The organism is Streptomyces sp. bgisy159 (assembly GCF_965341775.1).
Taxonomy (GTDB): Bacteria; Actinomycetota; Actinomycetes; order Streptomycetales; family Streptomycetaceae; genus Streptomyces.
In genome coordinates this window covers 265,796-277,855 of the sequence record NZ_CBDQZH010000003.1, presented here as the reverse complement: position 1 = coordinate 277,855, position 12,060 = coordinate 265,796, and the positions used below count along the sequence as shown (strand labels likewise).

The 12,060-nt window shown below is 73.3% G+C and carries 11 protein-coding genes; 10 read left to right on the top strand and 1 reads right to left on the bottom strand.

What is annotated here, in order from left to right; translation table 11 throughout:
- Positions 1-40: 40 nt before the first annotated feature.
- From ACSLTV_RS05145 to ACSLTV_RS05120, 6 genes are all read left to right on the top strand, one after another.
- The gene (locus tag ACSLTV_RS05145) at positions 41-496 is read left to right on the top strand and encodes a MarR family transcriptional regulator (protein WP_432135671.1); all 456 of its coding nucleotides are present in this window, start codon (positions 41-43) and stop codon (positions 494-496) included.
- Between the two features lie 422 nt (positions 497-918).
- Positions 919-1,950, top strand: a complete 1,032-nt coding sequence (gene glnII, locus ACSLTV_RS05140) for a glutamine synthetase (protein WP_432135672.1) — start codon at positions 919-921, stop codon at positions 1,948-1,950.
- 136 nt (positions 1,951-2,086) lie between these two features.
- Positions 2,087-3,112, top strand: coding sequence for an NAD-dependent epimerase/dehydratase family protein (locus tag ACSLTV_RS05135; RefSeq protein ID WP_432155772.1), 1,026 nt, complete (start codon positions 2,087-2,089; stop codon positions 3,110-3,112).
- Positions 3,113-3,241: 129 nt separating this feature from the next.
- Positions 3,242-4,528 (top strand): sensor histidine kinase, encoded by a 1,287-nt coding sequence (locus ACSLTV_RS05130; protein ID WP_432135674.1) that lies wholly within the window; start codon positions 3,242-3,244, stop codon positions 4,526-4,528.
- Positions 4,513-5,169, top strand: a complete 657-nt coding sequence (locus ACSLTV_RS05125) for a LuxR C-terminal-related transcriptional regulator (RefSeq protein WP_432135675.1) — start codon at positions 4,513-4,515, stop codon at positions 5,167-5,169. Before ACSLTV_RS05130 ends, ACSLTV_RS05125 begins: the two co-directional genes overlap by 16 nt.
- 172 nt (positions 5,170-5,341) lie before the next feature.
- Complete coding sequence (locus ACSLTV_RS05120; protein ID WP_432135676.1) at positions 5,342-6,868, top strand: DUF1996 domain-containing protein; 1,527 nt, start codon at positions 5,342-5,344, stop codon at positions 6,866-6,868.
- Between the two features lie 102 nt (positions 6,869-6,970).
- Here ACSLTV_RS05120 and ACSLTV_RS05115 read toward each other — a convergent pair whose 3' ends face one another.
- Positions 6,971-7,375 (bottom strand): hypothetical protein, encoded by a 405-nt coding sequence (locus ACSLTV_RS05115; RefSeq protein WP_432135677.1) that lies wholly within the window; start codon positions 7,373-7,375, stop codon positions 6,971-6,973.
- 150 nt (positions 7,376-7,525) lie between these two features.
- On the opposite strand from ACSLTV_RS05115, the gene ACSLTV_RS05110 reads away from it, so the two are divergent.
- From ACSLTV_RS05110 to ACSLTV_RS05095, 4 genes are all read left to right on the top strand, one after another.
- Positions 7,526-8,026: a tetratricopeptide repeat protein gene (locus tag ACSLTV_RS05110; RefSeq protein WP_432155774.1), complete on the top strand. Its 501-nt coding sequence runs from the start codon at positions 7,526-7,528 to the stop codon at positions 8,024-8,026.
- Between the two features lie 49 nt (positions 8,027-8,075).
- Positions 8,076-10,010 carry a hypothetical protein gene (locus tag ACSLTV_RS05105; protein ID WP_435611694.1) on the top strand — a complete coding sequence of 645 codons (1,935 nt, stop codon included), beginning with the start codon at positions 8,076-8,078 and terminating at the stop codon, positions 10,008-10,010.
- 94 nt (positions 10,011-10,104) lie between these two features.
- Positions 10,105-10,983 carry a metal-dependent hydrolase gene (locus ACSLTV_RS05100; RefSeq protein ID WP_432135680.1) on the top strand — a complete coding sequence of 293 codons (879 nt, stop codon included), beginning with the start codon at positions 10,105-10,107 and terminating at the stop codon, positions 10,981-10,983.
- Complete coding sequence (locus ACSLTV_RS05095; protein WP_432135681.1) at positions 10,983-12,023, top strand: PDR/VanB family oxidoreductase; 1,041 nt, start codon at positions 10,983-10,985, stop codon at positions 12,021-12,023. The genes ACSLTV_RS05100 and ACSLTV_RS05095 overlap by 1 nt, the downstream gene beginning before the upstream one ends.
- The last annotated feature ends 37 nt before the right edge of the window (positions 12,024-12,060 follow it).

The following is a 12,060-nucleotide window of genomic DNA, read 5'->3' as shown; positions in this document are numbered from 1 at the left end:
TTCGAAGATACTCGCTGAGCGAGACAAAGGGGAGCCGGGCATGACAGCCGAACCGTCGGCCGAGGCGATGGAGATCGTTCACCTGCTGCGCGCGGTGACCGTCGAACTCGGCCTGCACAGCGCCCGGTTCGCCCAGGACAACGGCATGCATCCCACCGACGTGCGCGCCCTGATCGCCCTCATGGACGCCGCGCGCGCGGACGAGGAGCTCACGGCCGGGCGGCTCGGCGCGGCGCTCGGGCTGAACTCGGCGGGGACGACCGCGCTGATCGACCGCCTGGAGCGGGCCGGGCACGTGCGGCGGGTACGGGGGCGGCGGGACCGGCGGCAGGTGGTCGTCGAGCTGGAGGAACGGGCCGTGGCGCTCGGCCGGGCCCGTTTCGGGCCGCTGATCGAGCGGGCGGTGGAGCTGCTCAGCGGCTACGACGAACGGGAGCGGGCGGCGATCCGAGGGTTCCTGGCGGGCATGCGGGAGGCGGCCGGCGGGGCGGAGTGAACCAGGCCGGCCGACGGACGCGGTGGCGGACGCCGCGGAGTGGTCCCCCGACGGACGCGGTGGCGAGCGTGCGGGAGGCGGACGGCCGGGCAGGAGCAGGAACCGGTCCCCCGACGGACGCGGGCCCCTCCGGCACTCGCCCGCCTCGCACGATCCCATCGCATACGAGCCGCCTCCCCCGGCCGCAGGGGCGGGACAGCAGGGCGGGTCCGTGGGCACCCGCCCTGCCGACTCAACGACGGGGCCGGTGCCCTCACAGCGTGAGCCGGGCCACCGCACCACCAGGTAACACGGGGTTCACACACGAGCAATGGCCGGGAAATCGCCTGTTGACAGGCTCGCGGGCATCAAGCGCGGCGCCCCAGTGCCGCAGCGCCGCAGCACCCGCAAGTGCGTCAGACCCACCCCGAAGGAAGTGGCCCGTGACCTTCAAGGCTGAGTACATCTGGATCGACGGCACCCAGCCGACCGCCAAGCTCCGCTCCAAGACCAAGATCATGGCGGGCGAGCCCGCCGGTCTGGACGCGCTGCCGATCTGGGGCTTCGACGGGTCCTCCACGAACCAGGCCGAGGGCCACGCCTCGGACCGTGTCCTCAAGCCGGTCTTCACCTGCCCGGACCCGATCCGCGGCGGCGACGACATCCTCGTCCTGTGCGAGGTCCTGAACATCGACATGACGCCGCACGAGTCCAACACCCGTGCCGCGCTGGCCGAGGTCGCCGAGAAGTTCGCGGCACAGGAGCCGATCTTCGGCATCGAGCAGGAGTACACCTTCTTCAAGGACGGCTACCCCCTGGGCTTCCCCAAGGGCGGCTTCCCGGCCCCGCAGGGCGGCTACTACTGCGGTGTCGGCGCCGACGAGATCTTCGGCCGCGACGTCGTCGAGGCGCACCTGGACAACTGCCTGAAGGCGGGCCTGGGCATCTCCGGCATCAACGCCGAGGTCATGCCCGGCCAGTGGGAGTTCCAGGTCGGCCCGCTGGCGCCGCTGGAGGTCTCCGACCAGCTGTGGGTGGCCCGCTGGCTGCTCTACCGCACGGCCGAGGACTTCGACATCGCCGCGACCCTGGACCCCAAGCCGGTCAAGGGCGACTGGAACGGCGCCGGCGCGCACACCAACTTCTCCACCAAGGCGATGCGCGAGGGCTACGACGCGATCATCACCGCGTGCGAGTCGCTCGGTGAGGGCTCCAAGCCGCTCGACCACGTCAAGAACTACGGCGCCGGCATCGACGACCGCCTCACCGGACTGCACGAGACCGCCCCGTGGGACAAGTACTCCTACGGGGTCTCCGACCGCGGCGCCTCGGTGCGCATCCCGTGGCAGGTCGAGAAGGACGGCAAGGGCTACATCGAGGACCGCCGTCCGAACGCCAACGTCGACCCGTACCTCGTGACCCGTCTCCTGGTCGACACCTGCTGCTCGGCCCTGGAGAAGGCCGGCCAGGTCTGATCCGGCCCACGGCCGAAGTGAGGGGCGTCCGCCACACCGGCGGGCGCCCCTCACGCCTGTCCCGCCACACCGGCGGTGCTCTGCCCAGGGCAGAAGCCTGTTCCCACCCGCACGGCCGGCCCGGCAGAGTCGGGGCATGAGACTTCTGGTGCTGGGCGGGACGAGGTTCGCGGGACGGGCGCTGGTCGAGGTGGCCGTCGCACGGGGCTGGGACGTGACCGTGTTCAGCCGGGGGCGGGCCCCGGTCCCGGCGGGGGCGCGGACGCTGACCGGGGACCGGACGGCGCCCGGTGGCCTGGCCGCGGCGGCCGGTCCGGCGCACGGGCCCTGGGACGCGGTGGTCGACACCTGGTCGGGGGCGCCCCGCGCGGTGCACGAGGCGGCGCGGCTGCTGCGCGGGCGCGCCGGGCGGTACGTGTACGTGTCGAGCTGCTCGGTGTACGCGTGGGCACCGCCCGCCGGGTACGACGAGAGCGCGCCGGTCGTGGAGGGCGCCGAGCCGGACGCCGAGGGAACCGACTACTACCACGACAAGCGCGGCGGCGAGCTGGCCGCCGTCGACGCCTTCGGCGCGGACGACTCGGTGCTGGTGCGCGCGGGGCTGCTGCTGGGCCCGTACGAGAACGTCGGGCGGCTGCCGTGGTGGCTGACCCGGATGGCGCGCGGCGGGCCGGTGCTGGCGCCCGGCCCGCGCGAGCTGCCCCTGCAGTACGTCGATGTCCGCGACCTCGCGGCATGGCTGCTCGGGGCGGTCGAACAGGGGCTGAGCGGGCCGTACAACCTGATGAGCGCGCAGGGGCACGCCACGATGGGGGAGCTGCTCGACGCGTGCGCAGCCGTCACCGGCTCCGGCGCCGTCCTGCGCTGGGCCGACCCCCGGGTGATCCTCGACGCCGGGATCGAGCCGTGGACCCAGCTGCCGGTGTGGGTGCCGCCCGGCAGCGACCTGCATGACGCGCTGCACTCGGCCGATGTCTCGCGGGCGCTGGCGACGGGGCTGTCGTGCCGGCCGGTGGCGGAGACCGTCGCGGACACCTGGCGGTGGCTGCGGGAGATCGGGGGCACCGCGCCGATGCGCGCGGACCGCTCCCCCAAGGGCCTGGACCCGGAGCTGGAGGCGAAGGTCCTCGCGTCCCTCGGCACTGCCGGGAACGAAAGCTGACGACCCGTACGGCACCGGGGCCGCCCGGCGCAGGGGCGTGCCGCGCGGGCCCGGGGTGTACCTGGCACCACCCCTGACCGGGGGCATCGGGCCAGTGACCGGCGCCGGGGCGGTCGGCACACTGAGGGCATGAAGACCGACACGAGAGACGGCGGGGTCCGGGCGGGTGCCCGGGAGATGCTGCTGACCGTCGCACGGGGGCTCGCGCTGGCCACGGCCATGCTGCCGATCGCCATCATCTGCTTCGTCCTGACCGTCCTGTCCGTGGGGCTGATCCCGATCGGCATCGGGCTGGTCACCACCCCGGCGGTGCTGACGGCGGTGCGGGCCTTCGCCGACGTGCGGCGCCGGCTCGCCGCCGAGTGGTGCGGGGTGGAGATCCGGGCGGCGTACCGGCCGCTGCCCGAGGGCGCCAACCCCTGGACGCGCACCTTCGGGATGCTCCGCGACCCGCAGGTCCGGCGGGACGTGCTGTGGCTGCCGGTGGACATGACGGCCGGGTTCTTCACCGCGCTGCTTCCGGCGGTGCTGGTGCTGTACCCCCTGGAGGGGCTGGCGCTGCCGTTCGGGCTGTGGCGGGCCATGACGGGCGGCGCCTACGGCGAGTACGGGCCGTACTGGTACGGGTTCGTGCCGGTGAGCGGCCAGGCGACCGCGTTCGCGGCCGCGGCGCTGGCCGCGGTCCTGCTCTGGGTGGCCTACCGGTACGCGGCGCGTCTGATGGTCGTCCACTTCCGCCTCACCCGCGCCGTCCTCGGCTCCGGCCAGGCCGAACTCACCGAGCGGGTGCGGGTGCTGACCGAGACGCGGCGGGACGCCGTGGACGTCTCCGCCGCCGAGCTGCGCCGGATCGAGCGCGATCTGCACGACGGGGCCCAGGCCCGGCTGGTCGCGATGGGCATGGACCTCGGCACGGTGGAGGCACTCGTCGAGAAGGACCCCGCGCAGGCCAAGCTGTTGCTGGCGCAGGCCCGCCGGTCCTCCGCGGAGGCTCTCGCCGAGCTGCGCGACCTGGTGCGCGGCATCCACCCGCCGGTCCTGGCCGAGCGCGGACTCGGGGACGCGGTGAGGGCGTTGGCGCTCAGGCTGCCGGTGCCCACGGAGGTGGCGGTGGAGCTGCCCGGGCGGGCGGACGCGCCGGTGGAGTCGGCGGCGTACTTCGCGGCGAGCGAGGTGCTGACCAACGCGGTGAAGCACTCCGGCGCCGACCGGATCTGGGTGGACCTGCACCACGCCGACGGCCTGCTGCGGATCACGGTCACGGACGACGGCCGGGGCGGTGCCGCGGTCGGGGCGGGCTCGGGGCTGGCCGGGGTCGAGCGGCGACTGGGTACATTCGACGGCGTCCTGGCCGTCAGCAGCCCCGCGGGCGGCCCCACCATGGTCACCATGGAGATTCCGTGCGCGTTGTCCTAGCCGAAGACCTGTTCCTGCTGCGGGACGGTCTGGTGCGGCTGCTGGAGGCCTACGACTTCGAGATCGCCGCCGCCGTCGAGTCCGGTCCGGAGCTGGAGCGGGCGCTGGCCGAGCTGTCGCCGGACGTGGCGGTGGTGGACGTACGGCTGCCGCCGACGCACACGGACGAGGGCCTGCAGTGCGCCCTGAAGGCCCGCCGGGCCAGGCCCGGCCTGCCGGTGCTGGTCCTCTCCCAGCACGTGGAGCAGTTGTACGCCCGCGAGCTGCTCGCCGACGGCACCGGCGGGGTGGGCTATCTGCTCAAGGACCGGGTGTTCGACGCGGAGCAGTTCGTGGACGCCGTACGGCGGGTCGCGGCCGGTGGTACGGCGATGGACCCGCAGGTGATCCAGCAGCTGCTGGCCCGGCGCGGCGGGGGCGAGGGCAGGCCGCTGGACCGGCTGACGCCGCGCGAGCGGGAGGTGCTGGAGCTGATGGCGCAGGGCCGCTCGAACGCGGCCATCGCCGGCAAGCTGGTGGTGACCGAGCGGGCCATCGCCAAGCACACCGCGAACATCTTCGTCAAGCTCGGGCTGGAGGTGTCGGACGACGACAACCGACGCGTCCTGGCCGTGCTCGCCCATCTGGACGACGACCGCTGACCTGCACAATTCCCCTGGCCAGTGAGGCAGTTGTGACCCAGCGGGAGCACCGGGTCCGCAGGAAATTTCCGGGGTGGCTGAACACCTCCGGGACGGCGTCCGTATGGGAGGGCGCCGCTTCACTCCTGTCGGGCGCCTCGATGCTGCCCCGCAAGGAAGTCAGAGGAGTTCCATGGGACGCAACACACGTAAACGCCGTTCGTCGATGGCCAACAAGGCCATAGCCGCGTCGGCGGCCCTAGCGCTCGGTGGGGGCGGGCTGATCTGGGCGAACTTCTACGCCTCCGCCCATGAGTCGAACAACGGGTGGAAGCAGAACCAGACGAAGGCCGCCGCCGCCCGGGTGGCGACGATCTCCTGTCCGGATGTGGGTCAGCAGCTGACCGATGTGCCGCAGGGGGCCCGCTCCGGCGTGGCCTGGGAGCTGGCGAACCTCGACAAGCAGATCACCGAGGCGTACGCCCGGCTCTCGTCCACCCGCCGGGCGCAGGCCGGGGATGCGAACTTCGTGCAGAACGCCATCGTCGGCCCGCTCCGGGACAAGCGCATCGCGACGATCGACCGGATCCGCATCAACATCGAGCGGTCCGGCGGCCGGGCCCCGGACAACATGACGCAGTTCGCCGGCTGCACCACCCAGACCGCCGAGACCAACGCCGGCGGGAACGACGGGGGCCAGAACGGCGGCCAGAACAACGGCGGCGGGGACAACAACGGCGGTCAGAACAACGGCGGTCAGAACAACGACGGCGGCCAGCAGGGCGGCATCGGCGGCCAGGCCGGCAACGGCCCCGTCGCCGCGGACTTCGTCGACATCACGAAGGTCCAGCCGAACGTGCCGGCCAAGCCGCGCAAGAACCGCAACGCCTCCACCGGCAGCTTCAGCACCAGCTGCGGTGTGAACGCCAACAAGAACTACAACACCGACAACGTCATCGTGGCGCCCGGCGTGAACAACGGCGCGCACCACACGCACGACTACATCGGCAACCAGAAGATCAACGCCAACTCCAACAACGACACGTTCCTCCAGGGCGGCACCAGCTGCCGGAACAAGAGCGACCTGTCGTCGTACTACTGGCCGGTGCTGCGTCTGCAGGACGGCACCCAGGAGTTCGACCAGAACCAGGACGGCGGCGGCAAGGAGGGCAACGTCGGCCGGATCCTGACCGCCAAGTCGGTCCAGATCAAGTACGTCGGCAGCCCGAAGAGCAAGGTCGTCCCGATGCCGCAGTTCCTGCGCATCATCACCGGTGACGCCAAGACCACCACCAACGGCTTCGCCAACGCCAACGCGCACTGGAGCTGCACCGGGTTCGAGAACAAGGTCCAGCTGACGGAGCAGTACCCGCTGTGCCCGCAGGGCAGCAGCGTGGTCCGGTCGTTCGCGTTCCAGAGCTGCTGGGACGGCCAGAACATCGACAGCGCCAACCACCGCACCCACGTGGACTTCGCGGACGCCAACGGCAACTGCAAGAACGGCTTCAAGGCCATCCCGCAGCTGACGATGCGCCTGGTCTACGACGTGCCGCGGCCGGTCATCGAGAACGGCCAGGTGAAGAACGCCTTCGCGGTGGACGGCTTCCCGGAGCAGCTGCACAAGGCGCACACCGACCACGACGACTTCATCAGCATCACCAAGAACAACCTGGCGAACAAGATCGCCAACTGCATCAACCGCGGCCAGCGCTGCGCGTGACGCGGGCCTGACGGACCGAGAGCCGGCGGTGGGGATCCCCCACCGCCGGCTCTCGTCCGTGCGGGTGCCCGGCTCGGCGCGTGCGGTGCGTGGTGCGCGGCGTCAGCCGACGTGCGCCGAGTGGTCAGTGCCCTCCTCTATGTCCCCGCCGAGGGTCGCGCGCAGCACGTTCACCGTGCCGGTCTCGCCCACGGCGACCCACTTGCGGCCCACGAGGTAGTGGCCGCCGTAGTCCTTGGCGGTGTTGACCCACTCGCGCAGCCCGCGGTCGGTGGCGAAGGTGATCAGTACGAACCTGCCGTCGGCGTTCTGGCAGACGGCCTGGCGGATCTCGTCGGCGTCGGTCTGCATGTCCGGCGCGCACTTCACCTGCGCGGCCAGCCGTTCCAGGCTGCCGGTCGCGGTCTGCGGCACCGGGGCCGCCTCCGGTGTGCCGGACGCGCATCCCGCCAGTGCCAGCACCGCCGCGGCACCGGCCGCGGCGAGCATCGGTCGGGTCACCTTCATGTCTTCCTCCCTGCAGGGGCCTGGACTTGGATACGGCCGCCGCCCGCGGACCGCTCAACGCGCCTCCGCCGACGCGTCCCCCTCCGACGCGCCCCTCTCCGACGCGTCCCCGGGCCGACGCGTCCTCCACGGGCGTGCGACCCTGGCCCGGTGAATCAGGACTGGGAAGACCGTGTGGCCGCCGCCTGGGCCACGTACGACGATTACACCGAAGAGACCGCTCCCGAGTTCCGGGCGCTGATCGGTGCGCTCGCCGACGAGTTGCCGCGGGAGCATCCGTTCGCCCCGTTCGAACGGGCCTGCGCCTGGGACTCCACCGGGCATTCGGACAAGGCGGTGCCGCTGTACCGGGAGGCGCTCGCCCTCGGGCTCGACGGCTACCGGGGCCGGCGGGCGAGGATCCAGCTCTCCAGCTCCCTGCGCAACCTCGGCCGCGCGCAGGAGGGAGTCGAACTGCTGACGCCCGAACTGGACGGCCCTTCGGACGAGTTGGACGACGCGGTGCGAGCCGTGCTCGCGCTGTGCCTGTCCAGTCTGGGCCGCGACCGCGAGGGGCTGTCCCTGGTGCTCGGCGCGCTGGCCCCCCATCTGCCGCGCTACCAGCGGTCGATGGCGCACTACGCGCGGGCGCTGGTTCACCCGGAGGACTGAGTCGTCCGGGTGCCGGTGACCAACGCCCGCCGCGCTCGTTCTGAGGGACGTGCAGTCACAGGATGTCGCCCAGCGCCCCGCCTCCGGTTCCGGACCCGGTCCCCGCGCGGACCGGGTCGTCGACGTCGAGCAGGCCGAGGCCGCGCTCGTCGAGCACTATCCGCGTCTCGTCCGGCTCGCCTACCTGGTGCTGCCGTCGGGCCTCGGCCGCGGCCGGCGGGTGCTGACCGCCCACGCCCTGGCCCAGCGGGCGCTGCCCAGGGGCCGGTCGGCGGTGCCGGTCATCCCGTCCCAGTCGGCCGACCGGGACGGCGACCCCGGGTACGCCTTCGTCCGCCGGCGGGTGGTGCGCTCGGCGCTGGAGGCGGGGCTGCCGCTGATGCGCGTGGCCCGGCCCAAGCGTGCGCAGCTGCCGCCGCTGCTGCCACAGGTGTGGGGGTTGCGGCTGTTCCCGCGCTCCGGCGGTGCCGACGAACTCGCGCTGGACCAGCGGCTGGCCGCCCTGTCCGGCCCGGGCCGGGCGGCGTACGTCCTGCGGGGTCTGGAGAGGCTGCCGGACGGTGCGGTGCGCGAGGTGCTCGCCGGGTGCGGTGTCGAGGACGCGGACGCGGCGCTCGCCGAGGCGGACGCCGTCGGCGCGGACCACGCGCTGCTGGAGTCTCCCGAGTTCGACCCCTGTTCGCTGCAGGCGCGGCCCACCGACCTGATGCGCCGCCGACGGCACGCCAAGGCCGCCCTCGCCGCGGCGGCCGCCCTCGCGGTGTGCGGGGCGCTGATCGCGCTGCCCGGCGGCGGCTGGGGCGCCGACGGCGCCGCCGCCCCGTCGTACGCGCGCAACCCGGCGGCCGAGGCGGCGCTCGACCCGGGCCGGCTGGTGAAGGTCTCCCCCGTCGCCTGGAAGACCTCCTCGCGCACCGACTTCTCCGTCTGGCCGGCGCGCGGCGAACTCACCGGTGACACGGCCCTGTTGCGGCGGGCCCTGGCCGTCTGGGCGCGGCCCGGGGAGCGGGTGCGCGTCTCGGCGACCACCGGCACCCCGTCGGGCGGCCCGGCCGGACCGCCCCAGCTGCTGTACGCGGGGGCCGTCGACCGGGCACGCGTGGTGATCCTCTACGACGGTCTGCGGATCGCCCGCTACGCCGAGCCGAAGGACGGTACCGCCGGGGCGGCGCTGGACTTCGCGCGGGTCGACGGCGCGGCGGGCGCCGAGGCGAGCGCGATGGTGCTGGCCCGGACCGACGGCAACGTCCGCTATCTCACCGCCCCCTGGGTGACCGGGGTGGCCGAGCGGGACCTGTCGAAGCCCGGCGCCGGGGAGATGGACCTGACCCTGGCCCAGGGTGTCACCTCGCCGATGTCCAGCCCCGCCACCCGCTCCGGCGCGTGCACCACGTGGAACGTGCTGCGGGTGACCGACGCGCGGGGCTCGCACCTCCTCAGCGACCTCGGCGAGCTGGTACCGGCGCGGCTGACCACCGGCCGGCCGGGTGCGGCGAAGGACGTGACGGGCGCGGAGGCGCTGCGTACGTGGGCGCCGTTCGCCTGCTCGCTGGGCACGGTCCGCGGGCTCGGGGTGCGCAGTGTGAACGCCTGGCGGTACGCGAGCCAGCCGCTGCCCGACGGGAGCGGGACCGGCAGCTGGGTGTGCACCAGGGCGGAGACCTGGCGCGGGGACGGGACCCGGGCGCAGGCGCAGTTCGCGGTGCCGGGCGGGCTGTTCGGTGCGGTGGCCGCGCAGGCCGGGGACGTCCCGGCGTGCGGTCCGCGCGATCCGCACGTCCTGGCCGGGGTGCTGTGGAAGTCGGAGGGCGGGTCCTGGTACCTGCTCGCGGCGGGCGACAAGGACACCGAGTCGATCCGGGCGACCGGTGGGGTGAAGGGGTCCGGCGACGGTCATCTGCTGGCGCTGCCGGCGAAGCAGGGGGCGCAGGCCGGGCTGGCGGGCACCCTGGAGGGCGGCGGGGCGATCAGCGCGCTGAAGTGAACGATCAGCGCTGAGGTGAACCGCGCGGCCCGGCCCGTGAAATGGGCGCCGCACGGGGATTCCCCCTGGGTCTACCCATCAGTACATTGACAACATGTCTAACAAGGCGGAGCGGATACCGCTCACGGCGCGGAAGGTGTCCTTCTCCTGGGAGGACACCCCGCTGCACTGGGTGCCCGGGGACCCGTTCACCACGCACACCATCAACGTCCTGCACCTGCTGCTGCCGGCCGGCGAACGCTGGTTCGTGCACGTCTACCGGCAGGTGCTGCCGTACATCCGCGACGACCGGCTGCGCGAGGACGTCATCGGGTTCATCGGGCAGGAGGCGATGCACTCCCAGGCCCACGACGAGGTGCTGCCGCACCTGCGCGAACAGGGCCTGGACCCGACGCCCTACACCGCGCAGGTGGACTGGATGTTCGAGAAGCTGCTCGGCGACCGCACCCTGCCACCGGGCCGGGCGCGCCGCTGGTGGCTGATGGAGCGGGTGGCGCTGATCGCGGCCATCGAGCACTACACCGCGTTCCTCGGCGACTGGGTGCTCAACGCCGCGGAACTGGACCGGCGCGGCGCCGACCCCACCATGCTGGACCTGCTGCGCTGGCACGGCGCGGAGGAGGTCGAGCACCGGTCGGTCGCCTTCGACCTCTTCCAGTACGTGGACGGCGGCTACCGGCGCCGGGTGCGGACCTGGGCGCTGGCGTTCGCGACGCTGGTGTTCCTGTGGCAGCGCGGGGTCCGGTTCTTCATGGCGAACGACCCGACGCTCGACGACGGCCGGGCCGGCTTCAAGGACTTCTACCTGCGGGGCCGACGCGGCACCCTGCCCTCGACCGGCGCGCTCCTGCGCTCCGTCCCCCGCTATCTGAGCCGTACCTACCACCCGTCCCAGGAGGGCTCCACCGCCCAGGCCGTCGCCTACCTCGCGAGCTCCCCCGCCGCGCTCGCCGCACAGAAGAGGGCCGCGTGATGCGCAAGCCGCTCGCACTCGCCGTCGCCGCGGGGACCGTACCGCTGGTCAGGCGCGCCCTGCGGCGCCGGATCGAGGACTCGCCGCTGTGGCCGATGCCCGCCCTGCCCGAGCCCGTCTCCGGCCGGCCGCGCTCCCGGGCGCTGCGGCTGCGGATCGCCTCGCACGACAGGATCGCCGACGGGGTCGTACGGCTGCGCCTGGAAGGGCACGACCTGCCCCGCTGGGAACCCGGGGCGCACCTCGACCTGGTGCTGCCGTCCGGACGGGTCCGCCAGTACTCGCTGTGCGGGGACCCGGCGGACACCTCGTCGTACACGGTCGCCGCGCGGCTGGTCGAGGACGGGCGGGGCGGCTCCCGCGAGGTGCACGAACAGCTGCGCGAGGGCGGGGAGATCGAGGTGCGCGGGCCGCGCAACCGTTTCCCGCTGGCCGCCGCCGACTCCTACGTCTTCGTCGCGGGCGGCATCGGGATCACCCCGGTCCTGCCCATGCTGCGGGCCCTGCCGGAGGGCACCGCGTGGCGGCTGCTGTACTGCGGGCGCAGCCGCGCGTCGATGCCGTTCCTCGGGGAGGTCGAGGAACTGGCGGGCGAACGGCTCACGCTGGTCGCCGAGGACGAGGTGGGGCTCCCCGACCTCGACGCGCTGTTCGCGCGGCTGCCCGAGGGGACGGCCGTCTACTGCTGCGGGCCTCAGGGGCTGATGGCGGCCGTGGCCGAGCGGGTGCCCGAGGTGCGGCTGGAGCGGTTCGCGCCCCGCCCGGCGGCCGGCGGCGAGACCGGCTTCGAGCTCGAACTGCGCCGCAGCCGAAGGGTGTTGACCGTGCCGGCGGACCGGAGCGTGCTGGCCGTGGTGCGGGCGGAGCTGCCCGACACCCTCTACTCCTGCGAGCAGGGGTTCTGCGGGACCTGTCAGCAACGGGTGCTGGAGGGCGAGGTCGACCACCGCGACGAGCTGCTCACCGACGGGGAACGCGCCGACTCGATGCTGATCTGCGTCTCGCGGGCGCGCGGCGGACGGCTCGTCCTCGACCTGTGAACAGCCCCGGGAGGTCCGGCCGGTGCGCGGCCTGATC

Coding starts and splice junctions, on each gene's coding strand:
- ACSLTV_RS05145 (WP_432135671.1), top strand. CDS start 41: ATGACAGCCGAACCGTCGGCCGAGGCGATGGAGATCGTTCACCTGCTG.
- ACSLTV_RS05135 (WP_432155772.1), top strand. CDS start 2,087: ATGAGACTTCTGGTGCTGGGCGGGACGAGGTTCGCGGGACGGGCGCTG.
- ACSLTV_RS05130 (WP_432135674.1), top strand. CDS start 3,242: ATGAAGACCGACACGAGAGACGGCGGGGTCCGGGCGGGTGCCCGGGAG.
- ACSLTV_RS05120 (WP_432135676.1), top strand. CDS start 5,342: ATGGGACGCAACACACGTAAACGCCGTTCGTCGATGGCCAACAAGGCC.
- ACSLTV_RS05115 (WP_432135677.1), bottom strand. CDS start 7,375: ATGAAGGTGACCCGACCGATGCTCGCCGCGGCCGGTGCCGCGGCGGTG.
- ACSLTV_RS05100 (WP_432135680.1), top strand. CDS start 10,105: ATGTCTAACAAGGCGGAGCGGATACCGCTCACGGCGCGGAAGGTGTCC.
- ACSLTV_RS05095 (WP_432135681.1), top strand. CDS start 10,983: ATGCGCAAGCCGCTCGCACTCGCCGTCGCCGCGGGGACCGTACCGCTG.